The following is a 22,792-nucleotide window of genomic DNA, read 5'->3' as shown; positions in this document are numbered from 1 at the left end:
CCTTCCTCAGCCGGCCCGCTGCGGATCGATCATGGTCATGCCCGCCACTGTTGCGCGGTCGAAAGCCGGCAGCAGCGCCGCCGCCTCCTCGAGCCCGATCGTGCGCGCGATGAGGCGCTGCGGCTCCAGGCGCCCCTCGGCGATCAGCTCCATCATCGCGGGGTAGTCGGCGGCGGCCATCCCGTGGCTTCCGAGCAGGTCGAGCTCCCAGCCGATCACCCGTTCCATCGGCACGCGGGGGTGCCCGTCGATGGGCGGGAGCAGGCCGATCTGCACGTGGCGACCGCGGCGGCGCAGTCCCAGGATCGCGTCGGCGAGCGTCTGCTCGCTGCCGACCGCGTCGACGGAGACCTGGCTGCCCCCGCCGGTCAGCGCGGCGACGGCGGCCGGGATGTCGGTCCCGTCGGCGAGGAGCGTGTGCGCGGCGCCGACCTCCTCCGCCACCGCGAGCGCCTCCGGGTTGCGGTCCACCGCGATCACCCTGGCGCCCCGCGCCTTCGCGATCATGACGGCGCTGAGACCGACGCCTCCGGCGCCGACCACCGTGACCCACTCGTCCTCGCGCACCTGCGCGCGCCCGACGAGCGCGCGGAAGGCCGTCGCGAAGCGGCAGCCGAGACTCGCCGCCGTGGCGAAGTCGACCTCGTCGGGGAGCGCGACGAGGTTCACATCGGCCGCATGCAGGGCGACGACCTCGGCGAAGGATCCCCAGTGCGTGAAGCCCGGCTGCTGCTGGTCGGGGCAGACCTGCGCATTCCCGGAGAGGCACCACTCGCAGCGTCCGCAGCCGCAGACGAACGGCACGGTCACCCGATCGCCGACCCGCCAGCGGGTCACCTGCGGCCCGACGGCCGCGATGGTCCCGGCGAGCTCGTGCCCCGGCACATGCGGGAACGCGATGTCGTCGTGCCCCGCCCAGGCGTGCCAGTCGCTCCGGCACAGGCCCGTGGCGCGGACCTGGACGAGCACCCCGTCGGCGGGGAGCGCGGGCTCCGGAACCTCCCTGACCTCGGGCTGAGCACGGACCGCATCGAACACCACTGCGCGCATGGCCTCATCCTGCCAGGCGCCCACGGGTCTTCGTCACAGCTTGTTCACGCCGGGCGCGAGCGACGAAACGCACACGAAACACAGCGCGCGTCGAGGCGAAACGCACGAGTGACAGTCTGACCTCACCCGACGCTGCAGGAGCGTCCTGACAGAGAGGAGCGGCACCCTCATGGATCAGGGAAACACCGCCTTCGTTTTGATCTGCGCGGCTCTCGTGCTGTTGATGACACCCGGCCTGGCCTTCTTCTACGGCGGCCTCGTCAAGGCCAAGAGCGTGATCAGCATGATGATGATGAGCTTCGGCGCGATCGGCCTGATCGGCGTGCTGTGGGTCGTCTTCGGCTACGCGATCGCGTTCCCCACAGGCAAGGGCCTCATCGCCCCCTGGACGATCGACTGGTCGGCGATCGGGTTGAACAGCCTGCTCGAGGTCCCCAAGGGGGCCGCGTACCCGCCGCTCGCCTTCGTCGCGTTCCAGGCGACGTTCGCGATCATCACCGTCGCCCTCGTTTCCGGCGCGATCGCCGACCGGGCGAAGTTCGGATCCTGGATGATCTTCGCCGGGATCTGGGCGACCGTCGTCTACTTCCCGGTCGCGAGCTGGGTGTTCAACTTCGGAGTGAACAAGGACGGCAGCTACGCCTACGGAGGCTGGATCACCAAGGGCCTGCAGGACTGGCTCGGCGTCGGCGCGATCGACTTCGCGGGCGGCACCGCGGTGCACATCAACGCGGGAGCGGCCGGTCTCGCGCTCGCCCTGGTGCTCGGCCGCCGCATCGGCTTCCAGAAGGGCGCCGACGTGCCGCACAACCCGCCGTTCGTGCTCCTCGGCGCCGGACTGCTCTGGTTCGGCTGGTTCGGCTTCAACGCCGGATCCGAGCTCGGCGCCGACGGCACCGCCTCGGTCGCATTCGTGAACACGCTCGCCGCCCCCGCGGCGGCGCTGCTCAGCTGGCTGGTCATGGAGAAGATCCGCAACGGCAAGCCCACCTCGGTCGGCGCCGCCTCCGGCGCCGTGGCCGGTCTCGTCGCGATCACCCCGGCGTGCGCCGCGCTCACGCCCATCTGGGCCGTCGTCCTGGGCATCGTCGCGGGTGTGGTCTGCCAGCTCGCGATCGACCTGAAGTACAAGCTCGGCTTCGACGACTCGCTCGACGTCGTCGGGATCCACCTCATCGGAGGCATCGTCGGCACGCTCTACCTGGGCATCTTCGCCAACTCGACGGGCCTGATCTACAGCGGAAGCCTCGCGCAGCTCGCGGCGCAGGCGGTCGCGGCGCTCTCGGTGCTCGTGTACTCGTTCGTGCTGGCCTTCGGGATCGGCTTCCTGGTCGAGAAGGTGATCGGGTTCCGCGTGAAGGACGAGGACGAGATCGCCGGGCTCGACACGGTGGTGCACGGCGAAGAGGGCTATGTCCTCATCGGCGCGCGGGTCTGAGCCGATGAACCCCGCCTCCCTCGCGGCGAGCACCGCCCCGGCCGAGCTCCTGCAGCTGCGGAGTCTGCCGAGGCGCGGTCTCGCCGCGGGAGGCGGGCACGTGCGCGAGATCTGCGGACGGCGCGGCGCGAACGGCGAACTGCACTGGGCCCTGCAGCTGGTCGAGCTGCGGGGCCCGGTGGGCATCCTGCACCTGGCGCACGAGGCGACTCATGTGCTCGCCGGGATCGGGGGTCCGCAGGTCGATGTCGGCCCCGGGTCGTCGGTGGGGCTGCGCAAGGAGCGGGTGCTGCGTCATGTCGACCCGCTCCTGGAGCTGCGCCGGCCCCGGCTCCGCGCCGCGGAGCTGAGCCGGATCCTCGTCCTGTCCACGGTGACCGCGCGGGCGCGCCCGGCGCTGGTCTTCGCGGATCTGGACGGGGCATCGGTCCTGCCCGAGGGCGTGCGCGCGGTCGTCGTGCGCTCCGGGCGCGTGAGCACGGGCGGCAGCACGGCAGCGGCGATGGAGGCGCTGGTGCTGCCGCCCGCGACGACGGGCGACAGCGTGGTCGCCTCAGGACCCGGGATCGTCGCCGAGGACGCCCGGGTCCTCATGGTCGTCGGCTGACCGGGGCGTGCGGGTCAGCCGCCCAGTGCGGCGACGACGGCGAGGTGGTCGCTCGCGCCGGCCGAGGTCGTCCGTCCGGAGGACGTCGCGTAGCCGCGCTGGAACACGTGGTCGATCCGCACCGCGGGGAAGGACGCGGGCCAGGTGAACGAGGGCCCGACGCCGCCGAAGCGCACTTCGCCCAGCGCTCCCGCGATCGGGGCGAGAGCGGGATCCGTCGACACCGCGTTGAAGTCGCCGAGAGCGATCACGCGAGGACTGCGGTCTCCGCGGATCCGCTCGCCCAGCGCCGAGAGCATGCCGTCACGGGCGCTCTGCGCGCCGGGGCGCAGCGAGGCCGCGTGCACGACGTACACGCTGACGGCGCCGCCGGGGGCGTCGACCTCCACGCGCAGCGCGCGCTTCCAGCCGAGCCCGAGATCGAGCGCCTCCTCATCGAGGATCGGGTAGCGGCTCCACACCCCGACGGTGCCGACGCGGTAGGTGTGCGGGTAGGAGTCGGCGAGCTCGTCCGCGATCGCCGATCCGGAGTCGGCGTCGAGTTCCGTGAACGCGAGGATCCCCGCGCCGTCGGCGGCGAGGGTGCGCGCCGACGCGGCTCCGGTGCCGGAGCCCGCTTCGACGTTCTGCGTCGCGATCAGCAGCCCGTGATCCCCGGCGGACGGGTCGCCCTGCCACGGCACCGGGAGGAATCCCCACAGCGCGATGGTCCAGGCGACGAGGGGCACCGCGGTGATCCACGCCGTGCGCGGCCGGATCAGCAGGGCGGCGACCACGAGCGAGACCAGGACGAACCCGAGCCAGGGGAGGACGACGGCGATCCCCGTCCCGATGAGGCCGGGGATCCCGCCGAGCAGGACGAGCACGGTGAGCGCGGCGGTGATCAGCAGGATCGCGATCACGGCGCCGCGACGGGGGGCCGCGCGTCGCGTGCGGACCGGTTCTCTCGTCGCCTGGCTCACGCCTCCATCCTTCCGGCCCCGGTCTGGGGAACCGCTGACGGTCGGGCCGGGGCTCTGTCGGTCCCGCCGGGCACAATGGTCGGAAGCCGATCGCCGAGGGGAGCGTCATGGATCCGTTCTGGGACCCGAACAGCCGTCGACGCCGGCAGCAGCCCGTGGTCGCGGTGCACCCCGCCGACGACGCCCCCGCTGCGGGACGCACCTGGCCGCTGAGCATCCCCGCGGTCGCGCAGGTGCTCCGGGAAGGACTCGATCTGGATCCCGGCGTGACGTTCCTCGTCGGAGAGAACGGCAGCGGCAAGTCGACGCTGGTCGAGGGCGTCGCGATCGCCTACGGGCTCTCGCCGGAGGGCGGATCCCGCCAGGCCAGGCACAGCACGCGGCCGACCGAGTCGCCGCTCTCGGAATGGCTGCGCATCCAGCGCGGCGTGGGCGCGAACCGGTGGGGCTTCTTCCTGCGCGCCGAGACGATGCACTCGTTCTACACGTACCTCGAGGAGAACCCCTCGCTCAGCCGGCCCGACATCTCCTTCCACGAGATGAGTCACGGCGAGTCCTTCCTCGCGCTGCTCGGCGACCGGTTCCAGGACCCTGGCTTCTACTGCCTCGACGAGCCGGAGGCGGCGCTCTCGTTCTCGTCGACGCTGAGTCTCATCGCCGTGCTGCGCCGGATCGCGGAGGACGGCGGGCAGGTGCTCTGCGCGACGCACTCGCCGGTTCTCGCCGCCCTTCCGGGGGCGAAGATCCTCGAGGTCGGGGAGTGGGGGCTCCGCCCGGCGGTCTGGGAGGATCTGGAGCTCGTACGGCACTGGCGGTCGTTCCTCGACGAGCCGGGCCGGTACACCCGGCACCTCCTGGACTGAGGGCGGGGCCGCCCGGCGGTCAGGGCGCCGCGCGCACCCCGACGAGGAATCCGTCGAGGTTGCGCACGTGCGCGCGGACGCTCCGCTCCGCCTCGGCGGCGATCGCGACGGGCTCGCCGCTGGTCGAGATGACGGCATCGCCCTCCAGCCGGTGACCGACCCAGCGCAAGCGCACTCGCTCGACCGCGGAGATTCCGTCGACGTGCTCCAACGCGTGCCGGGCCCGTTCCACGAGCTCGGGTTCGACGCCGTCGAGGAGCCGCCGGCCGATGCTGCGCACGGTGCCGATGAGGAGCACGAAGATGGCGACGGAGATGAGCGCACCCACGATCGGATCCGCCAGCGGGAATCCCGCCAGCACCCCGAGCCCGCCCAGGACGACGGCGAGCGAGGTGAAGCCGTCGGTGCGCGCGTGCACGCCGTCGGCGACGAGAGCCGCGGATCCGATGCGACGGCCGACGCGGATCCGGTAGATCGCGACGGCCTCGTTGCCGAGGAAGCCGATCACGCCCGCGACGATCACCCAGCCGACGTTGTGGAGGGGCTGCGGGTTCAGGATCCGCTCGATCGACTGCCAGGCGGCGACGATCGCGGACAGCAGCACGACGAACACGATGAACAGTCCGGCGAGATCCTCGGCACGCCCGAACCCGTAGGTGTAGCGGCGGGTCGCGGCGCGGCGTCCGAGCAGGAAGGCGACCCAGAGCGGGACCGCGGTGAGCGCGTCGGAGAAGTTGTGCACAGTGTCGGCGAGCAGGGCGACGGATCCGCTGAGGAAGAACACGACCGCCTGCAGGACGGTGGTGACCAGCAGGATGACCAGGCTGATCCTGAGCGCTCGGATGCCGGCGCTCGAGGCCTCCATGGCGTCGTCGATCGCATCCGCGGCATCATGCGTGTGCGGCACGAACAGGCCGTGGAGCACGCCTCGGAAGCCGGCGGGATGAGTGTGGTCCTGGTCGCCGTGGCCGTGGTGATGGCCGTGGTCGTGGTCGTGGTGATGGCCTTGATGGTCGTGCGGGTGGTCGTGCATCACGCGTCCTGGTCGGCGTGGTGGTGGCGGGGGGTCCCGCCGAGCGAGTGCTCGGCCTGGAAGATCGCGTCGGCGACGAGCCGGGAGGCGTGCTCGTTCTCGAGCCGGTAGAACACGCGCTGACCGTCTTGTCTGGTCGAGACGATGCGGGCGAGGCGCAGTTTGGCGAGGTGCTGGGAGACGGCTGCGGGGGATTTGTCGACGATGTCGGCGAGATGGTTGACGGAGAGCTCCCCGGCCTCGCCGAGCGCGAGCACGATCCGCACGCGGGTCGCATCGGCGAGCATCGAGAACACTTCGACGGCCAGTTCGACGTAGGAGCTGTCCGGCGAGTATCCGCATGCCTGCTTATCTGCACTCATACGCAGATACTAACGGATGCTCATCCGCGCAGGGCGTGCACCGCCTCACGGACGGCGTAGGCCACGATCACGAGGCCCGCGACGGGATCCGCCCACCACAGGCCGAGCAGGGCGTTCAGGAGGATGCCGGCCAGAACCGCTGCGGCCAGGATCCCGTCGACCAGGGTCACCCTGCCCTCCGTGAGCAGGACCGGATCCCGCAGAGCGCGCCCGACGCGATGCTTGCCGAAGGCCAGGATGAACATGACGACGGCGGTGAGCGCGGTCCACCAGATGCCGCCCTGCAGCGGTATCGCGCGGTGGCCGGACGCGAGCGCGACGACCGCCTGTGCGAGCAGGTAGACCGCGAGCAGTCCGAACGCGATGCCGATCAGGCGGAGGCCGAGGCGCTGACGCTGTTCATCCGCGCCGGTCAGCTCCCAGATGACCACCGTCGAGGCGCCGATCTCGATGAGGCTGTCCAGGCCGAACCCGAGCAGTGCGACGGATGACGATCGGTAGGCGAGGAGTCCCAGCAGGACGACCCCGACCACGTTCCAGGCCAGGGTGATGATCTCCAGCACGATGCCGGCGCGGCGGAGGCGGGCGCGGTCTGCGGGCACGAGCCAGACGGTATGGGCGGATCCGATGAAGGCGCTGTGGATGGTGGCGTCGGCTCGACCGGTGGACGGTCGCCGTCGCCGGGTGCCCGGGTCAGAGCACGTATGCGAGCTTGTCCGGGTTGCACACCTGACGGAGCCCGTGGATCAGCCCGTCGGCGCCGAACTCGAGGGCGAGCACATCGGTGCGGCCGGAGCGCAGGAACGCGATCGCCGGTTCTCCGTTGACGTCGAGCCGCCGTACGGAGAACGGCAGCGCGGGGTCGGCGGTCGCCTTCTGCAGCACGCCCACGAGGAAACGCCGCACACGGTCGGCGCCGAAGATCGGGTTGCGCGCGGCGCTGACCTTGCCGCCCCCGTCGTTCCACAGGATCGCGTCGTCGGAGAGCAGGGCGAGCACTCCGGAGACGTCGCCGTGCTCGACGGCGGCGAGCAGGGCGCCGAGCGCCGCCGGATCCGCCGCGCGCGTGACGGAGGGGTCGTCGGCGAGCCGCAGCCGGCGCTCGCCGCGGGAGACGAGCTGCCGCACGGCGGCGGGCGACTTCTCCAGGATCGGTGCGATCTCCACGGCCGACATCCCGAACGCCCGGTGCAGCACGATGGCCGCCCGCGCCTCGGGCGCGAGCTGCTCGGCCATGTGCAGCAGGGCGAGCGAGAGCAGCTCGCGGTCGGCCACCGCGTCCTCGGGCAGGCGCGAGGTGGCGACGGGCTCCGGCAGCCACGGGCCGACGTAGTCCTCGCGCATCGCCGCGAGCGCGCGCACGCGATCGATCGAGCGGCGCACGCAAACTGTCGTGAGCCACGCGGGCCAGGAGCGCACCTGACTCGCGGCAGGGTATCCGTCCGCGCCCGACCCGTCGGGATCGGGACGTTCGGCGCGCTCCTGCTGCAGCGCCTCGATCGCGACCTCCGACACGATGTCCTCGGCGTGGCCGTAGTCGCCGAGCATCCGGTAGGCGATGCCGATGAGGCGCCCCCGCTCCGCCTGCCACGCACGAGTGGCAGGCGAGACGAGGGTCATGGCCCCACGGTACCGCCCGGGATCGGGCACCGGTCAGACGATCGGGTGCTTGTCGTCGATCGGCGGCGCCATCTCCGTGGCGATCGCGATGCGGTTCCACACGTTGATCGTGCAGATGGCCATCACGATCGCACCGAGCTCGCCCGCGTCGAAGTGCTGCGCCGCCGCGTCCCAGATCTCGTCGGTCACGGTCTCGGGGCCGAGCTGCGTGATGGCGTCGGTCAGCGCGAGCGCCGCGAGCTCCCGCTCGTCGAAGAAGCCCTTCGCGTGCTGCCATGCGCCGACGGCGTGCAGTGTGCGCTGCGGGATCCCGCGCTTGGCGCCCTCTGTCGCGTGCATGTCGACGCAGAAGCCGCAGCCGTTCAGGATCGAGGCGCGCAGCTTGATGAGCTCATAGAGCCGTGCCTCCACGCTCTTGCGGGAGTACGCCTCCATTCCGAGCACTGCGGCGTAGCCGAGCTTGTTGGTGCGGGCCATGTCGATCCTGGTCATCGTCGTTCCTTCCGTGGCCGGGCCCGCGGTCTCGCGGGCGCAGATGCGGCTCTCATGAGGGATGTCGGATCCGGAGGCCGAAGTGTGACAGGGGCGCGTCGAAGGGTGACGGCGGTGCCACGATCCGCACACGATGCGTCGATCTGCACAGGACTTGACCGGATCCGTGTGCCGATCGTCGCGGGGCGTGCGGATCGTCCCACCCTGCGGCGCACGCGAGGCCTTGTGTCCGACCCCCGGCGTACGATCGCGGCATGACCTTTTCGGGCTCGATCGCCACGCCGGTGGGCGTGCTCGCCGTGCACAGCGACGGCGTCGCGATCACCCGGGTGACCTGGCCGCGCGGCGGGCGGACCGCGGTGCCGGGAACGATGCAGGACGCCGAGCGGGATCCGCTGCTCGCCGAGGCCCTTGCGCAGCTGGGCGCGTACTTCGCGGGGGAGCGGTCGGGCTTCGACCTGCCCTTCGACCTCGGTCCGCAGTCCGACGTCACGAGCGCGGTGCTGCACGCGCTCTACGACACGGTCGGCCACGGCGAGACCGTGACCTACGGCGAGCTCGCGGAGCGCAGCGGCACGGCCGTGCCCGCGCGGGCGATCGGATCCATCATGGGGGCCAACCCGATCCCGATCATCGTGCCCTGCCACCGCGTGGTCGCGAGCGACGGACTCGGCGGATACTCCGGCGGGGCTCCCGGCGAGGGCCTCCTCACGAAGCGCTGGCTGCTCGAGCACGAGGGAGCGCTGCCGGCGGCACTGTTCTGAGCGGTCCTGCGGAGATGCGGGCCTGTGGATAAACCTTCCCTCATTCGAAGATATGTTCTACACTTGAGGGTATGGACAGGCCTCTCGATCACCATCTCCGCCGCAGCGCGGAGATCGTGGCGGAGTGCGCGGATCTCGCGAGGGAGATCGCGCGGCTGCAGGCGCGACAGGCCGCGCTCGCGCATGAGAGGGTCGCGCTGCTGCTCGACGAGGTCCCGACCGGATCGGCGGGATTCGACCAGGCGGAGCGCTCGATGATCTGCGAGCTCGCGGCGGGCCTGCACCTGTCCCGCTACGCCGCGGCGAAGATGCTCGCGACGGGTCATGTCCTGCATGAGCGGTTCCCGGTCGCGCTCGTCGCCCTGCAGGCGGGGGACGTGTCCCTCGCCCACGCCGAGGCCGTCATCGAGGCCGCCGCCGACATCCCCCACGACGACTCCGCAGCGCTCGCGGAGTACGAAGCGCAGGTGGTGCCGTTCGCCGCGGCCGAGTCCAGGGCGCGGACGAAGTCCTTCGCCGAGTCCGTGGCCGCCGCGGTCGCCCCGGTCGCGCTGACCGAGGCGCATCGCCGCGCCCACGACGATCGCGTCGTGACGGTGACGGACGACGGCGTGGGCCAGGCCACGATGCGCGCGACGGGGCCGGCGGCGCTCATCCACGCGGCGTACGACTTGCTCACGCAGGAGGCGAGGACGATCCTCGACGCGGCCAAGCAGGCGAGCCGCGACGGGGGCGACGAAGGGCGGCCCGGCGACGGGCGGACCGGCGAAGGACGGCCGGGAGACGGGCGGCGGCTGGATCAGGTGCGGTTCGACCGCTTCCTGCTGAAGGCGCTCACCGGCCGCGTCTCGGACGACGCCGACATCGTCGCGGCCCTCCGCGCCACCGTGCAGGTCACGGTCGCGGAGTCCACGCTCCTCGGCCGGGACGACCGCATGGCGGAGCTCGACGGGCGCGGCCCGATGGATCCGGAGCTCGCCCGCCGCCTCGCCGGCGCGGGGCTCAGCTGGGAGCGTCTCGAGCTCGACGCGCGGGGCAGGGTCGTCCGCACCAGCCCGTACCGGGTCTCGGAAGCGGTGCGCCGACGGCTTCGAGCCCGGGATCGCACCTGTCGGTTCCCGGGCTGTAGGCAGCCCGCCCGACGATGCCAGATCGACCACAACCACGACTACGCCCGGGGCGGCCCGACCGATCCCTGCAACCTCGCGTGCCTCTGCGAGACCCACCACGCGCTCAAGCACCCGGATGTGGATCCGCGCTGGCGATGGACCGCCGAGCAGCGGGCGGGCGGGGTCATCGTGTGGACCACTCCCGCGGGCGTCGAGCACACCGACGCCCCGCCACCCCGGGTGATGTTCGTCGAGACGGACTCCGTCGGACCCCGCGCCGCGGCCTGAGGGCGCGATCGGTCGTCAGGCCCGCCCGCTATTGCGCGACGAAGAACGGGATCGCCCCGGTCAGGATCCCGACGGCGAGCATCACGAGCGAGACCACGAGTGCGCGCCACAGCACCTTGCGGTGGTGGTCGCCGAGGTTCACGCTCGCGAGCGAGACCAGGAGCAGGATCGCCGGGACCAGGGGGCTCTGCAGATGGACGGGCTGGCCGGTGATGGACGCACGGGCCATCTCGACCGGATCGATGCCGAAGTGCGCGGCGCTCTCGGACAGGACCGGCAGGATGCCGAAGTAGAAGGCGTCGTTCGACATCAGGAACGTGAACGGGATCGACAGCACGCCCGTGATGGGCGCCAGGAACGGGCCGAGCTGCGGCGGCAGCACGGTGGTGATCCAGTTCGCCATCGCGTCGACCATGCCGGTGCCGCTCAGCACGCCGACGAGCACGCCCGCGGCGATCACCATGGACACGACGCCGACGATGCTCGGCGCGTGCGCGACGATCTCGGAGGCCTGGTCCTTGAGCTTGCGGAAGTTCACGAGCAGGGCCACCGCGGCGCCGACCATGAACACGTACGGCAGCGGCATGATGTCGATCACGAGCAGCACCATCACGGCGACCGTGAGGGCGAGGTTGAACCAGATCAGCCGCGGTCGCAGCGTGGGACGGTTCGGGTCGAGCATGGTGTCGGCCATCGCCGTGTCGGCAGGGTCCACCCCGGCGGCGGCGACCGGTCCGTGACCGTGCGCGACGGTCACGATGTTGCCGGTGCGCAGCGAGGCGCGAGCGCCGGGCTTGGTGTCGGCGCCGCGGAAGACCGCGGGGAACGCCGCCAGCAGGCCGCCCTCGGCGGTGCCGGTCAGCCGGCTCTCATCGAGCGCCCCCAGACGGCGCCGCTCCTGCAGGCCGAGCATCCACGCGAAGCCGAGCGCGACGAGCAGACCGACCCCGAGCGAGGGCAGCATCGGCACGAACACGTCCGTCGGCTGCAGGCTCAGCGCGGTCGCGGCGCGCACCGTGGGGCCGCCCCATGGCACGATGTTGAGCGTGCCGTTCATGAGACCGGCCACGCAGGTCAGCACGACGGGGTTCATGCCCAGGCGCAGGTAGATCGGCAGCATCGCCGAGGTGGTGATGATGAACGTCGTGGATCCGTCGCCGTCCAGGGACACCGCGCCGGCGAGCAGGGCGGTGCCGACGACGACCTTGGCGGGATCGTCGCCCAGCACGCGGGTGATCAGGCGGATCAGCGGGTCAAACAGGCCGACGTCGATCATGATGCCGAAGAACATGATCGCGAACATGAGCAGGGCCGCGGTCGGCGCCATCTTCCCGATCGCGTCGAGGATCATGTCGCCGAGGCCCAGTCCGGCGCCGGCGAAGAGGCCGAACGCGGTGGGGACCAGGATCAGCGCGACCATGGGGGTGAGGCGCTTGGTCATGATCAGCGTCATGAAGACGAGCACCATCACGAAGCCGAGGATCACGAGGACCCCCTCCGGCGGCGCGAACGCGATGTCGTACGAGGGCTTGTCCTCGGCTGCGGCGAGCAGACCGGTGGGCACCGTGGGCATGAGCTGACTCCTTCGTCATCCGCCTGTCGTCATCGACGGACTTCGCCGACATTAGGGGCGCCGACCGTCCGGGCCCGGGTAAGTCGCATTCCTCGCGTTGTGCGCGTAGCGTGACTTCTGCGCATATTGCTCAAGGAGGATGGATGCCCCTGACGGGTCGGGTGCGGTTCGCGACACGGACCCTCCTCCTTCAGCTCGCGACGGTCGTCCTCGTCGTCGCGCTGTGCACCGGCGTCTACCTCGTCCTGGCCGTGCAGCAGCTCCGAGCCGAGGCCGAGTCCTCCGCCCTGGGGATCGCCCGCACGCTCGCGGAGGATCCGGAGGTGCGCGCGGAGGTCGCCCGCGCCTCCGCAGGGCCGGGCACGCCGCCGGCGGACGACCTTCAGGCCGGCGTGCTGCAGCGCACGGCGACCGCGATCGCCGCGCGCACCGGAGCGCTCTTCGTCGTGATCACCGACGATCACGGGATCCGGCTCGCCCATCCGGATCCGGGTCGTCTCGGACAGGAGGTGAGCACGCCGTATCAGGACGTGCTCGCCGGGCACGAGGTCGTCGAATGGGAGACCGGAACGCTGGGGGACTCGGCACGGGCGAAGGTGCCCGTCCGAGGCGAGTCCGGTGCGCCGGTCGGCGAGGTCAGCGTCGGCTTCGCCCGCGCGGGGGTCTTCGACGACCTGCCCCCGCTGCTCGTCGTGATCGGCATCGCCGCGGCGGGGTCGCTGCTGCTGGCGGGCGTGGCCGCACTCGTGCTGCGCCGCCGCTGGGAGCGGCTCACCCTCGGCGTGCAGCCGGAGGAGCTGGTCGCTCTCGTGCAGAACCAGACCGCCGTGCTGAACGGGGTGGACGACGGTGTGCTCGCGGTCGATCAGGACGGGGTCGTGCGGGTCTGCAACGCCGCCGCCGAGCGCCTGCTGGGGGTGCGCGACCTCGTCGGGCGGCCGCTCGGACGGGCCGGTCTTCCCGACGCGGTGCGCGATGCCGTCTCGGGAGACCGGGAGCTCTCCGAGGTCGTGCTCGACGACCGGGTCCTCTACCTGGACACGCGACCGGTCGAGCGGGAAGGGCGCGCGCTCGGCACCGTGGCCGTGATCCGCGATCGCACCGAGCTCATCGCGCTCTCGGAGCGGCTGGAGAGCGTGCGGACCATGACCGTCGCGCTGCGCGTGCAGCGCCACGAGTTCGCCAACCGCATCCACGTCGCCGCAGGGCTCATCGACGCCGAGCGCGTGCGGGACGCCAGGGAGTTCCTCGCCGAGCTCATGCAGCGCGGATCCGTCGACTTCCCGCTGGCGGGCCGGGAGCGGCTGAACGATCCGTTCCTGCAGTCGTTCCTCGGGGCCAAGGCGCTCGAGGCGTCCGAGCGCGGCGTGACGCTGCGGATCGCCGAGGAGACGCACCTGCTCGGCACGGTGATCGCCGCCGAGGACGTGGCGGCCGTGCTCGGCAACCTCGTCGACAACGCCGTGACCGCGGCCGTCGCCGGAGGCGCACCGCGCTGGGTCGAGGTCGCGGTGCTCGACGACGGCGACGCCCTCGTCGTCACGGTCGCGGATTCGGGGGCGGGACTCGACGCGGCGCCCGTCGAGGAGGCGGATGCACCGGGGCCCGCGGCGAGCCTCGATGCCGGCGCGAGCACGGCGACCGGCGGTCCCGACGACGCCGGCGCGGTGCACGGCCACGGGCTGGGGCTGCCGCTGTCGCGGGAGATCGCCCGTCGCGGAGGCGGAGATCTGTGGATCATCGACCGCGGCGACGACGAGCACGGCGCGGTCTTCGCCGCCAGGATCGACGGCGCGGTCGGACCCGCCGGCGCCCTCGGTCGCGCGGGCTCCGACGATGAGCACGGGACCGCGGGAACGCGGCCCGAGGAAGAGGAGAGCAGATGACGGATCCGATCCGCACTCTCGTGCTGGACGACGACTTCCGGGTCGGCCGGCTGCATCGGAGCGTCGTCGACGGACGCCCCGGCTTCGTCGCACTTGAGCCCGTGCGCACGATCGCGGAGGCTCGCGCGGCGATCCGCGATCTCTCGCCCGACCTGCTCCTCGCTGACGTCTACCTGCCCGACGGCGACGGGATCGGGTTCGTGCGCGAGGCGGACGTCGACGCGATCGTCGTCTCCGCGGCGGACGACCCGGCCACCGTGCGCCGTGCGCTGCGCGCGGGCGCGCACTCCTTCCTGATCAAGCCGTTCGAGCAGCGCGCGCTCGCCGGCGCCCTCGATCGGTACGCGCGCTTCCGCAACCTGCTCTCGGGTGATCGCGCGCTGTCGCAGAGGGATCTCGATCGCGCGCTCGCGATCCTGCACGGCTCCGGTGAGGCGGCGTCGCCCTCACGGTCCGCGACCGAGCAGGCCGTGCTCGCCGCGCTCGGCGAGGACGAGGCCTCGGCCGCCGAGATCGGCGAGCGCGTGGGGATCTCCCGGGCGACCGCGCAGCGGCACCTCGCGGCTCTCGCCGAACGCGAGTCGGTCGAGGTGCGGCTCCGCTACGGCGCGACCGGTCGCCCGGAGCATCGCTACACGCGACGGGCGTGACGCGAGTGCGCGGTGAGGTCGCGGACCGGCTCAGCCCCGGCCGAAGAGCGCGCCGCCGTTGACCTGGATGATCTGCCCCGTGGTCCAGCCGCCCTCGGAGCCGGCGAGGTAGGAGACGGCGCCGGCGACCTCATCCGGCGTTCCCGCGCGGTTCATCGGCACCTGCGCGAGCCGCGAAGCCACGATGTCGGGCGTGCGCCGTCCGTCCCAGAAGCCGGTGTCGGGCACATACCCCGGCGCGACGGCGTTGACCGTCACCCCCTCGGCGGCGAGCTCGGCCGCGAGACCCATCATCCAGCCGTGGATCGCGGCCTTCGCCGCGCCGTAACCGTTCGCACCGCGCAGCGCCGCGATCGAGCTGATCGAGATGATCCGGCCGCCCGGTCGTGCGATACGGGGGAGCAGCGCCTCGGTCAGCAGCACCGCGGTGAGCACGTTCAGGCGCATGTTCGCCTCGTAGTTGGCGGCGATGCCGGCGAGGCCCTCGCCGCGGTCCAGCACGTTCCCGCCCGCGTTGTTCAGCAGCACGTCGACGGTGCCGACGATCTCGCGGGCCGCGCGCTCGACCGCGTCCGGATCCTGCAGATCCGCGACGATCGTCTGCACCCGGGCGTTCGGCGCCTGCGTGCGGATCTGGTCGGCCGCCTCCTGCAGGACGGCTCCGCGGCGTCCGAGGAGCACGAGGTCGAAGCCGTCGCGCGCGAGGCGGGAGGCCGAGGCGAGTCCGATGCCTGTGCCTCCGCCGCTGATGACGGCCTGCGGGCGGGATCCTGCGGAAGACGGGTGCGGAATGGTCATGCAGCCAGCCTAAGAGCTGGTGCGGGGCGGGCGTCAGGCCCGGTAGCGTTGCGGCCGTGACCTCATCTCCCGCGACCGGTCGGCGGCCGTGGACCGGCGCCGCCCTCGTGATGCTCGCGTGGTGGGTCACGACGTACGGGTTCGGGTCGATCCCGATCCCCGCGCTGCAGCCGGGATGGTTCCCGCATCTCGGCGTCGTGCTCACCAACGGGCTGAGCCTCGCGGTCTCGCTGGCCGTGGCCCTGCTGCTCCGGCGCGCGGGGTGGTGGGAACGCCGGCCTCTCCGCGACCTCGCCGGCTGGCGCGCGGGCCGCGTCGAGGCGTTCGGCTGGCTGGTGCCGGTGCTCGCGATCCAGCTCTCCTACATCTGGATCGGGAAGACCGGCGTGCCGGGCCTCGCGGGCACCGCGGGGATCATGCTCAGCACAGCGGCGGGCATGCTCGCCGTGGGGATCTCCGAGGAGACCGCGGCGCGCGGACTCGCGCTCGGCGCGGTGATGCGCCGCCATCCCTGGGCCGGCGTCTTCGCCACGGCGCTGGTGTTCGGGCTCTGGCACGTCGGCAACGGCCTGTTCTTCGGCAAGACCTGGGACGAGACCTGGTGGCAGGTGCTCAGCGCGGCGACGTTCGGCGTGTGCTTCGCCGGCGCCCGGCTGCTGATCGGATCCGTCTGGGCGCTCGCGTTCCTGCACGGGCTCGGCGACTGGACGCAGTTCCTCTCCCCTGGTGCCGCGCCCGCCTGGTACCAGATCGCCGTCATGGCGTTCGAGCTGGTCTGGGGGATCGTGCTCACCGCGGTCGCCGTCCGCCGCGGTTAGCATGGCCACGATGAACGCTCCTGTTCCCGGGATCGCCGAGCGCCTGTCCCGGATGATCCAGCTGCCCACCGTGTCCGCCGAGCTGGACGAGCGCGGATCCGCGCCCTTCGAGGAGTTCGTCGCGCTCATCGCCGAGCTCTACCCCCGCGTGCACGCCGAGCTGACGCTCGAACGCCACACCGACTTCGGCCTCCTGTTCCGGTGGACGGGGCGCCGGCAGGCGGCGGACGGCCCGCTCGTGCTCATGGCGCACTATGACGTCGTCCCGGTCGACGAGTCCGACGCCTGGACGCACCCGCCGTTCGCGGGGGTGATCGAGGACGGAACCGTCTACGGTCGCGGCGCGCTGGACGACAAGGGTCCGCTCATCGTGATCCTGGAGGCGGTCGAGAAGCTGCTCGCCGAGGAGTTCACGCCCGCCCGAGACGTCTACCTCTCCTTCGGCGGCAACGAGGAGACGTTCGGATCCGCCGCGATCGCGATCGCCGATGTGCTGAAGGAGCGCGGGATCGTGCCCTGGCTCGTGCTGGACGAGGGCGGCGCGGTGGTCGATGCGCCGCTGCCGTTCGTGCCGGGCCGCGCGGCCATGATCGGCGTCGGCGAGAAGGGCGTGATGACGGTGAAGCTCACCGCACGCGGCGAGGGCGGGCACGCCTCGGCCCCGCCGCCGCTCACCGCGGTGCGCCGGATCGCGCGCGCCGTCGAGCGGCTCGGCCCCGGCACGTTCCGCCCGCGCACCCCGCGCGCGATCTCGCGCATGCTGACCCAGCTGTCCGGCGGCGCCTCCGGACCCGCGCGCCTGCTGCTGCGCACGCTCGGCGCGCTCCCGCCCGTGTCGGCGCGCGTGTTCGCGGCTCTCGGCGGCGAGGCGGCGGCGCTCGTACGCACGACCGTCGCCCCCACGATGCAGTCCGGCGGCACGGCCGCGAACGTGCTGCCCTCGCAGGCCTCGGCCACCGTGAACCTGCGGATCGCGCTCGGCGAGACGGTGCGGAGCGCGACCGCCCGCGTGCGCCGGCGCATCGCGGATCCGCTCGTGACGGTCGAGGTGCTCGAGGGCAGCGATCCCTCGCCAGAGTCGCCCACGGACACGGCGCCGTTCGCGCTCCTCGCGGAGGCGCTCGCCGTCTCGCACCCCGGGACCCCGGCCGTGCCGTACGTGACGATGCAGGCGACCGATTCCCGGCACTTCCACCGCTTCGCGCCCGCGGTATTCCGGTTCGCCCCGCTCGAGATGTCGAACGCGCAGCGCGGCACGATCCACGGCGTGGACGAGAGCGTCGAGATCGCGGCCCTCGAGCGCGGGGAGCGGTTCCACCGCACGCTCATCGAGCGGCTACAGTGAGCTGACCCGCTGCGATCGTCGAGCATCCCGACGCGGTCGCACCACGTCCCGCCGACACCCGGGACCCCATGAAGGAGCCTCGATGACGCGCACCGCCACCCTCGGCACCCTGGTCGCCGTGGTCGGATTCCTGGCCTTCGTCGAGTTCACGAGCGGCGTGCTGCAGGGTTACTACACGCCGATGCTGAGCGACATCGCCCGGCACCTCGGCATCCACGACGCCGACGTGAACTGGTTCGAGGGCGCGCAGCTCATGCTGTCCGCGCTCGTGGTCCCGGCCTTCGCGAAGCTCGGTGACATGATCGGCCGCAAGCGCATGCTGCTGATCTCGACCGCGATCACCGCGGTCGCCGCATTCGTGCTGCCGTTCACCGCGACCTTCGGCGTCTTCCTCGTGGCCTGGGCGATGATGGGCTTCTACGTGGTCTGGCTGCCGCTCGAGATCGCCCTGATCTGGTCGCGCGCCCGGCGCATCGAGGGCAGCTCGACCATCACCGCGAAGGCGGCCGGGATCCTGGTCGCCGCCCTCGAGGGCGGTGCGATCATCGGCGCTCTCGCCGGCGGCGCGCTCGTGGACGTGCTGCCGCTCACGGCGGTGCTGCTCGTCCCCGCGGTGCTCATCGCCGCCTGCTTCTTCGTGATCCTGTTCGGGGTGAAGGAGTCGCCGGAGAAGACCGGCGGCGTCTTCGACACGACCGGGCTCGTGCTGATCTCGCTGTCGCTCATCGGCCTCACCGGCGGGCTGAGCCTGCTGCGCCTGCCCGGCGGCGTCGCGAACCCGCTGTCCTGGATCGTGATCGCCCTCGGCGTGCTCCTCGTCGTGCCGTTCGCGCTGTGGGAGCTGCGACAGCAGGATCCGCTCATCGACGTGCGGATGTTCCGCAGCCCCGCGCTCGGCCCGGTGTTCCTGACGGCCGGCCTGTTCGGCGTGAGCGTGCTCGGTGCGCAGGCCCCGCTGTCGACCTTCGCCCGCACGGATCCGGCGGTCTACGGCTACGGCCTCGGCACCACCGGGTTCGCGACCTCCCTGATCATCGGCGTCTACCTCGTGGCGATGATCGCGGGAGCCCTCGGGTATCCGCAGATCGCGCGGTTCGCGACTCCTCGGATCACGCTCATCGGAGCCTCGGTGCTCGTGGGGATCGGATTCCTGCTGTTCCTGCCCTTCCACTCCGCCTACGCGCAGGTCATCACGAACATGGTGATAGTCGGGATCGGGTCCGGCGCCCTCGTCGCCGCGCTCCCGGCGGCGGCGGCCTCGGCGGCGCCGCACACCCAGACCGGTGTCGCGACCGGGCTCACGAACTCGGTGAAGACCGTCGGCGGCGCGATCGCGTCCTGCGTGTTCGGGATCGCGCTCATGCACGCGGTCGCCGGATCCACCGCGGCCGAGGGCACGGCCGGATCCTTCTCGGGCTACGTCACGGTGTGGGTCGTGTGCGGGGCGACCGCGCTCGCCGCGGCGGTGCTGCTGCTCTTCGTGCCGAAGCAGGCCTTCACGGATCGCGCCGGCCACGCCGCCGCCACGGAGCCCGCGATCGGCTGACGCCCGTCCCCCCCCGGGGTCGTTGAGCGAGGACGGCGAAGCCGACTCTCTGTTCCGGGGTCGTTGAGCGAGGACGGCGAAGCCGACCGAGACGAAACGCGGTGCTCTCACATTTGCGGCGGCGCTCAGCGCTCCGCGCGTGACAGTCTCGACGGCCACCACACGGCGCGACCCACATCGTGCACGAGGGCGGGCACGAGCAGCGAGCGCACCACGAACGTGTCCAGCAGCACGCCGAACGCGACGATGAAGGCCAGCTGCGCGAGGAAGAGGATCGGGATCACCGCGAGTGCGGCGAAGGTGGTCGCGAGCACGAGGCCCGCCGAGGTGATGACGCCGCCCGTGATCGCGAGCCCCCGTCGCACGCCCTCGCGCGTGCCGTGGAGCCGGCTCTCCTCGCGCACGCGCGTCATGAGGAAGATGTTGTAGTCGATCCCCAGCGCGACGAGGAAGACGAAGCCGTACAGCGGCACGGCCGGATCCGCCCCGGGGAAGCGGAGGATCCCGTTGAAGACGAGTGCGGAGACGCCCATCGCGGTGCCGAAGGACAGTACGGTCGTCAGGATCAGCAGCACGGGCGCGACGATCGCGCGCAGCAGCATCATCAGGATCAGCATGATCACGACGAGGATCACCGGGATGATCAGGGCACGGTCGTGGAGGGAGGCGTCATTGGTGTCGATCGCGGTCGCGGTGACGCCGCCCACCACTGCGCCGGTGCCCTCGAGCGATGTGCGGAGGCGGCGCACCGTGTCCTCCGCGGTCGTCGAGTCGGCGGCGGCCGTGAGGGTCCCCTGGAGCATCACGTCCCCGTCGACCACGGTCGGAGCGGGAGCCGGAGTGCCGGGCCGGCCGACCGGCTGTACGCCGTCCTCCGTCACGGGCGCCGCCCCGCTCGGCGAGTCCTTCGCGGTCACGGTGACGCCGTCGACGCCCTTGTCCGCGAGTAGCACATCGGCCGCCTTCTGCAGGGAGTCCTGCGCGACGACGACCTGGACGGGGCTTCCGGATCCGCCCGGGAAGTGCGCGCCCAGCACCTTCTGTCCGTCACGGGCCTGCGAGGAGCCGAGGACGAGGTCGGACTGCGGCACACCGGAGGCGTCGAGCTGCAGCACCCCGACCGTTCCGAGGGCGAGGACGAGGGTCGTCGCGATCCAGATCACCCGGGAGCGACGCCGGATCAGCGCGGCGAGGCGCGCCCATACTCCGGTCGCGGGCATCCCGCCCTCCGCCGCGACGACCTCGGGGGCGTAGACCGGGCGGCGCGGCCAGAACGCCGCGCGCCCGAACGCCATGAGGAGGGCGGGGAGCAGGGTGAGCGCGGACAGCATCGCGAAGACGATCCCGATCGCGGCGACCGGGCCCAGCGCGCTGTTCGACTTCAGGTCGCTGAGCAGCAGGCAGAGGAGTCCCGCGATCACGGTGCCGCCCGAGGCGAGGATCGGCTCGAACGCCCCCTTCCACGCGGCGAGCACGGCCTTCGCGCGGTCCTGCTCGATGCGCAGGGCCTCGCGGAAGCGTGAGACGAACAGCAGCGCGTAGTCGGTCGCGGCGCCGATCACGAGGATGAACAGGATCCCCTGGGTCTGGCCGCTGAGCAGCAGAACGCCCCATTTCGCGAGCCACCACACCAGCAGGAGCGCGGTGCACAGCGCGAACAGGCTCGTCAGGAGCACCACGACGGGCAGCAGCAGCGAGCGGTAGACGAGCACGAGGATCACGAACACGGCGGCCAGGGCGACGCCGAGCAGGATCCCGTCGATGCCCGCGAAGCCCGCCACGAGGTCGGCGCTGAAGCCGGCGGGGCCGGTGATGTAGACGCGCACGCCTTCGGGTGCCGCCTTCTCGAGCGAAGTCCTGATCTCGGACACGACGTCGCCGAGGTCGGCGACGGAGCGGATCGGCACGAACGCCTGCACGGCCTTGCCGTCTTCGGAGGGCAGTGCGGGGGAGACGTCCTCGCCGACGCCCTCGATGCCTTTCGTGGCCGCGACCGCGTCGGAGAGCGCGGTGCGCTGCGCGTCCGTGAGCGCCTCGTCGGAGGCGGCGACGACGATCGCGGGGATCTCGTCGGATCCGGCGAAGCGGGTCTGCAGCTCCTGCACGCGGGCGGAGTCGGAGGAGGAGGGGAGGTACGCGGTCCGGTCGTTCGAGGAGACCTCGTCCACCTTGCCGAACAGCGGCCCGCCGAGCGATGCCGCGACCAGCCAGCCGAGGATGATCAGCGCCGGCAGGAGGATCCGCAGGAGGAGGCGGGCTCGGGGCGGGCGTGCGACATGCTGCGGGGCGGTCATCGGGTTCCTTCCGTCTCCGGAAGGATAGATCGGATTAGCTAGCTTGGCAAGTAATCATCCTGGCGTGAAAAGATGCCAGGTGTAGCATGACGGCATGGCGGAGCGGCGCGACGAGGCGGACGAGCACGAGCTCGGGACGCGAGCGGGGGCGCCGACGCGGGACGGCGTCGAGGCGGGCGCCGTCTACGACATCGAGGCGAGCGACCCGGATGGCGTGCTGCTCGACCGTGCCGGCGTCGATGCGGGCGCGATCCGGCAGATCGGCGAGCTGATGGCCTCCCTCGGCGAATTGCGCGACGCCGAGCAGCGTCTCGCCGAGGCGTCCCGTCGGTACATGAGGCTCAACGAGACCGATATGCGCGCGCTGCACTACCTCATCGTGTGCGCGAACCGCGGCGCCGTCGCGACGCCGGGCGGGATCTCGCAGCACCTCGGCATCTCGACCGCGTCGACCACCAAGCTGCTCGACCGGCTGGAGCGCGGGGGGCATGTGACGCGCGCCGCGCATCCTTCGGACCGGCGGGCGCTCGCGATCACGATCACGCCGGAGACGCAGCGGGCCGCGATGGAGACCGTGGGACGTCAGCAGGCACGCCGGTTCCACTCCGCTGCGCGCCTGAGCGAGCAGGAGCGCGAGGTCGTCATCCGGTTCCTGCGGGACATGACCGGAGAGCTCGGGCTCGACGGGGTCGAGTGGGCTGCCGTCGAGCCCGAGTGAGGAGGGCGCCGGAGGATCAGCCCTGCTCGTCGCCGCCGGAGAACATCCAGGAGACGCCGAAGCGGTCGATGAACATGCCGAACAGGTCGCCCCAAGGTGCCTGCTCGAACGGCATCGTGACCGTCCCGCCGTCGGCGAGTTTGGCCCAGATCGCACGGAGGGCGTCCTCGTCGCTGCCGCTCAGGGAGACCGAGACCCCCTGAGGCGCCTGGTACTCCATGTGGGCCGGGGTGTCGGATCCCATCAGCACGAGGCCGTCGGGGGTCCGGAGCATCGAGTGCATGACGAGGCGCTGCTCCGCCTCGTCCTCGACCATGCCCGGCATGTCGCCGAAGGTCATGACCTGCAGGTCGCCGCCGAGCGCCTGCTGGTAGAACTCCATGGCTTCGCGGGCGTTGTCGCGGAAGGAGATGTACGGGTTGAGAGTGGTCATGGACGTCCTCCGTCGGAGCTCAGGATGAAGGCGCGGGATGTGCGCAGGATCAGTCTGTATTCGGCCTCCGACATCGGCAACGGTGTGTCGCGGATCAACCAGGACAGGCCGCGGCGACCCCGCAGGTGCGAGGTCGCCGCGGC

The 22,792-nt window shown here is 71.8% G+C and carries 22 protein-coding genes; 11 read left to right on the top strand and 11 right to left on the bottom strand.

Features of this window, described 5'->3' with window-relative positions; all coding sequences use genetic code 11:
* Positions 1-6 precede the first annotated feature (6 nt).
* Positions 7-1,050 (bottom strand): zinc-dependent alcohol dehydrogenase family protein, encoded by a 1,044-nt coding sequence (locus ACIPY5_RS10520; protein WP_400970222.1) that lies wholly within the window; start codon positions 1,048-1,050, stop codon positions 7-9.
* Between the two features lie 169 nt (positions 1,051-1,219).
* Here ACIPY5_RS10520 and ACIPY5_RS10515 point away from each other — a divergent pair, with 169 nt between their 5' ends.
* A complete protein-coding gene (locus ACIPY5_RS10515) occupies positions 1,220-2,488 on the top strand; it encodes an ammonium transporter (protein ID WP_400970219.1) in 1,269 nt (422 codons plus the stop codon).
* Between the two features lie 4 nt (positions 2,489-2,492).
* Positions 2,493-3,095 carry a hypothetical protein gene (locus ACIPY5_RS10510; protein ID WP_309338385.1) on the top strand — a complete coding sequence of 201 codons (603 nt, stop codon included), beginning with the start codon at positions 2,493-2,495 and terminating at the stop codon, positions 3,093-3,095.
* 14 nt (positions 3,096-3,109) lie between these two features.
* On the opposite strand, the gene ACIPY5_RS10505 is transcribed toward ACIPY5_RS10510, so the two are convergent.
* Positions 3,110-4,057 (bottom strand): endonuclease/exonuclease/phosphatase family protein, encoded by a 948-nt coding sequence (locus ACIPY5_RS10505; protein WP_400970215.1) that lies wholly within the window; start codon positions 4,055-4,057, stop codon positions 3,110-3,112.
* A gap of 107 nt (positions 4,058-4,164) precedes the next feature.
* Here ACIPY5_RS10505 and ACIPY5_RS10500 point away from each other — a divergent pair, with 107 nt between their 5' ends.
* Positions 4,165-4,920 carry an AAA family ATPase gene (locus tag ACIPY5_RS10500; RefSeq protein WP_309338390.1) on the top strand — a complete coding sequence of 252 codons (756 nt, stop codon included), beginning with the start codon at positions 4,165-4,167 and terminating at the stop codon, positions 4,918-4,920.
* A 19-nt stretch (positions 4,921-4,939) separates the two neighbouring features.
* Here the strand turns inward: ACIPY5_RS10500 and ACIPY5_RS10495 are convergent, their stop codons facing one another.
* From ACIPY5_RS10495 to ACIPY5_RS10475, 5 genes are all read right to left on the bottom strand, one after another.
* Positions 4,940-5,953, bottom strand: coding sequence for a cation diffusion facilitator family transporter (locus ACIPY5_RS10495; RefSeq protein ID WP_400970212.1), 1,014 nt, complete (start codon positions 5,951-5,953; stop codon positions 4,940-4,942).
* Positions 5,953-6,315: a metalloregulator ArsR/SmtB family transcription factor gene (locus ACIPY5_RS10490; RefSeq protein ID WP_309338396.1), complete on the bottom strand. Its 363-nt coding sequence runs from the start codon at positions 6,313-6,315 to the stop codon at positions 5,953-5,955. The genes ACIPY5_RS10495 and ACIPY5_RS10490 overlap by 1 nt, the downstream gene beginning before the upstream one ends.
* A gap of 20 nt (positions 6,316-6,335) precedes the next feature.
* Positions 6,336-6,917: a cation transporter gene (locus ACIPY5_RS10485; protein WP_400970209.1), complete on the bottom strand. Its 582-nt coding sequence runs from the start codon at positions 6,915-6,917 to the stop codon at positions 6,336-6,338.
* 91 nt (positions 6,918-7,008) lie between these two features.
* Entirely contained in the window at positions 7,009-7,935 is a 927-nt protein-coding gene (locus ACIPY5_RS10480; protein WP_400970206.1) for a sigma-70 family RNA polymerase sigma factor, read from the bottom strand.
* Positions 7,936-7,968: 33 nt separating this feature from the next.
* Positions 7,969-8,427: a carboxymuconolactone decarboxylase family protein gene (locus ACIPY5_RS10475; protein WP_309338405.1), complete on the bottom strand. Its 459-nt coding sequence runs from the start codon at positions 8,425-8,427 to the stop codon at positions 7,969-7,971.
* Between the two features lie 254 nt (positions 8,428-8,681).
* On the opposite strand from ACIPY5_RS10475, the gene ACIPY5_RS10470 reads away from it, so the two are divergent.
* Positions 8,682-9,191 carry a methylated-DNA--[protein]-cysteine S-methyltransferase gene (locus ACIPY5_RS10470; RefSeq protein WP_400970202.1) on the top strand — a complete coding sequence of 170 codons (510 nt, stop codon included), beginning with the start codon at positions 8,682-8,684 and terminating at the stop codon, positions 9,189-9,191.
* A 71-nt stretch (positions 9,192-9,262) separates the two neighbouring features.
* Complete coding sequence (locus tag ACIPY5_RS10465; protein WP_400970199.1) at positions 9,263-10,588, top strand: DUF222 domain-containing protein; 1,326 nt, start codon at positions 9,263-9,265, stop codon at positions 10,586-10,588.
* Between the two features lie 28 nt (positions 10,589-10,616).
* Here the strand turns inward: ACIPY5_RS10465 and ACIPY5_RS10460 are convergent, their stop codons facing one another.
* Complete coding sequence (locus ACIPY5_RS10460; RefSeq protein WP_400970196.1) at positions 10,617-12,161, bottom strand: CitMHS family transporter; 1,545 nt, start codon at positions 12,159-12,161, stop codon at positions 10,617-10,619.
* 143 nt (positions 12,162-12,304) lie between these two features.
* On the opposite strand from ACIPY5_RS10460, the gene ACIPY5_RS10455 reads away from it, so the two are divergent.
* Entirely contained in the window at positions 12,305-14,047 is a 1,743-nt protein-coding gene (locus tag ACIPY5_RS10455; protein WP_400970194.1) for an ATP-binding protein, read from the top strand.
* A complete protein-coding gene (locus ACIPY5_RS10450; RefSeq protein WP_400970191.1) occupies positions 14,044-14,697 on the top strand; it encodes a response regulator in 654 nt (217 codons plus the stop codon). The genes ACIPY5_RS10455 and ACIPY5_RS10450 overlap by 4 nt, the downstream gene beginning before the upstream one ends.
* 30 nt (positions 14,698-14,727) lie before the next feature.
* Here ACIPY5_RS10450 and ACIPY5_RS10445 read toward each other — a convergent pair whose 3' ends face one another.
* Complete coding sequence (locus ACIPY5_RS10445) at positions 14,728-15,495, bottom strand: SDR family NAD(P)-dependent oxidoreductase (protein ID WP_400970188.1); 768 nt, start codon at positions 15,493-15,495, stop codon at positions 14,728-14,730.
* A gap of 56 nt (positions 15,496-15,551) precedes the next feature.
* Between ACIPY5_RS10445 and ACIPY5_RS10440 the strand changes: the two genes are divergently transcribed.
* The 3 genes from ACIPY5_RS10440 (at position 15,552) to ACIPY5_RS10430 (ending at position 19,204) form a co-directional block, all read left to right on the top strand.
* Positions 15,552-16,313 carry a lysostaphin resistance A-like protein gene (locus ACIPY5_RS10440; RefSeq protein WP_400970185.1) on the top strand — a complete coding sequence of 254 codons (762 nt, stop codon included), beginning with the start codon at positions 15,552-15,554 and terminating at the stop codon, positions 16,311-16,313.
* A gap of 10 nt (positions 16,314-16,323) precedes the next feature.
* Positions 16,324-17,658 carry a M20/M25/M40 family metallo-hydrolase gene (locus ACIPY5_RS10435; protein ID WP_400970182.1) on the top strand — a complete coding sequence of 445 codons (1,335 nt, stop codon included), beginning with the start codon at positions 16,324-16,326 and terminating at the stop codon, positions 17,656-17,658.
* Positions 17,659-17,740: 82 nt separating this feature from the next.
* Complete coding sequence (locus ACIPY5_RS10430; protein WP_400970179.1) at positions 17,741-19,204, top strand: MFS transporter; 1,464 nt, start codon at positions 17,741-17,743, stop codon at positions 19,202-19,204.
* A 125-nt stretch (positions 19,205-19,329) separates the two neighbouring features.
* On the opposite strand, the gene ACIPY5_RS10425 is transcribed toward ACIPY5_RS10430, so the two are convergent.
* A complete protein-coding gene (locus ACIPY5_RS10425) occupies positions 19,330-21,498 on the bottom strand; it encodes an MMPL family transporter (protein WP_400970176.1) in 2,169 nt (722 codons plus the stop codon).
* Between the two features lie 94 nt (positions 21,499-21,592).
* Between ACIPY5_RS10425 and ACIPY5_RS10420 the strand changes: the two genes are divergently transcribed.
* The gene (locus ACIPY5_RS10420; RefSeq protein ID WP_400970173.1) at positions 21,593-22,216 is read left to right on the top strand and encodes a MarR family winged helix-turn-helix transcriptional regulator; all 624 of its coding nucleotides are present in this window, start codon (positions 21,593-21,595) and stop codon (positions 22,214-22,216) included.
* Positions 22,217-22,232: 16 nt separating this feature from the next.
* Here the strand turns inward: ACIPY5_RS10420 and ACIPY5_RS10415 are convergent, their stop codons facing one another.
* Positions 22,233-22,649, bottom strand: coding sequence for a VOC family protein (locus tag ACIPY5_RS10415; protein ID WP_309340791.1), 417 nt, complete (start codon positions 22,647-22,649; stop codon positions 22,233-22,235).
* Positions 22,650-22,792: the final 143 nt, after the last annotated feature.

The sequence above is a fragment of the Microbacterium sp. NPDC089698 genome (assembly GCF_044749045.1).
Taxonomy (GTDB): Bacteria; Actinomycetota; Actinomycetes; order Actinomycetales; family Microbacteriaceae; genus Microbacterium.
The sequence above is the reverse complement of the archived record's forward strand: the minus strand, read 5'-3'. Positions and strand labels throughout refer to the sequence as shown.

Bases quoted from the DNA above. Each gene is read 5' to 3' on its own strand.
- ACIPY5_RS10520 (WP_400970222.1), bottom strand. From the start codon at position 1,050: ATGCGCGCAGTGGTGTTCGATGCGGTCCGTGCTCAGCCCGAGGTCAGG.
- ACIPY5_RS10450 (WP_400970191.1), top strand. From the start codon at position 14,044: ATGACGGATCCGATCCGCACTCTCGTGCTGGACGACGACTTCCGGGTC.
- ACIPY5_RS10475 (WP_309338405.1), bottom strand. From the start codon at position 8,427: ATGACCAGGATCGACATGGCCCGCACCAACAAGCTCGGCTACGCCGCA.
- ACIPY5_RS10455 (WP_400970194.1), top strand. From the start codon at position 12,305: ATGCCCCTGACGGGTCGGGTGCGGTTCGCGACACGGACCCTCCTCCTT.
- ACIPY5_RS10415 (WP_309340791.1), bottom strand. From the start codon at position 22,649: ATGACCACTCTCAACCCGTACATCTCCTTCCGCGACAACGCCCGCGAA.
- ACIPY5_RS10465 (WP_400970199.1), top strand. From the start codon at position 9,263: ATGGACAGGCCTCTCGATCACCATCTCCGCCGCAGCGCGGAGATCGTG.
- ACIPY5_RS10490 (WP_309338396.1), bottom strand. From the start codon at position 6,315: ATGAGTGCAGATAAGCAGGCATGCGGATACTCGCCGGACAGCTCCTAC.
- ACIPY5_RS10430 (WP_400970179.1), top strand. From the start codon at position 17,741: ATGACGCGCACCGCCACCCTCGGCACCCTGGTCGCCGTGGTCGGATTC.
- ACIPY5_RS10480 (WP_400970206.1), bottom strand. From the start codon at position 7,935: ATGACCCTCGTCTCGCCTGCCACTCGTGCGTGGCAGGCGGAGCGGGGG.
- ACIPY5_RS10495 (WP_400970212.1), bottom strand. From the start codon at position 5,953: ATGCACGACCACCCGCACGACCATCAAGGCCATCACCACGACCACGAC.
- ACIPY5_RS10515 (WP_400970219.1), top strand. From the start codon at position 1,220: ATGGATCAGGGAAACACCGCCTTCGTTTTGATCTGCGCGGCTCTCGTG.
- ACIPY5_RS10435 (WP_400970182.1), top strand. From the start codon at position 16,324: ATGAACGCTCCTGTTCCCGGGATCGCCGAGCGCCTGTCCCGGATGATC.
- ACIPY5_RS10460 (WP_400970196.1), bottom strand. From the start codon at position 12,161: ATGCCCACGGTGCCCACCGGTCTGCTCGCCGCAGCCGAGGACAAGCCC.
- ACIPY5_RS10470 (WP_400970202.1), top strand. From the start codon at position 8,682: ATGACCTTTTCGGGCTCGATCGCCACGCCGGTGGGCGTGCTCGCCGTG.
- ACIPY5_RS10445 (WP_400970188.1), bottom strand. From the start codon at position 15,495: ATGACCATTCCGCACCCGTCTTCCGCAGGATCCCGCCCGCAGGCCGTC.
- ACIPY5_RS10500 (WP_309338390.1), top strand. From the start codon at position 4,165: ATGGATCCGTTCTGGGACCCGAACAGCCGTCGACGCCGGCAGCAGCCC.
- ACIPY5_RS10425 (WP_400970176.1), bottom strand. From the start codon at position 21,498: ATGACCGCCCCGCAGCATGTCGCACGCCCGCCCCGAGCCCGCCTCCTC.
- ACIPY5_RS10510 (WP_309338385.1), top strand. From the start codon at position 2,493: ATGAACCCCGCCTCCCTCGCGGCGAGCACCGCCCCGGCCGAGCTCCTG.
- ACIPY5_RS10420 (WP_400970173.1), top strand. From the start codon at position 21,593: ATGGCGGAGCGGCGCGACGAGGCGGACGAGCACGAGCTCGGGACGCGA.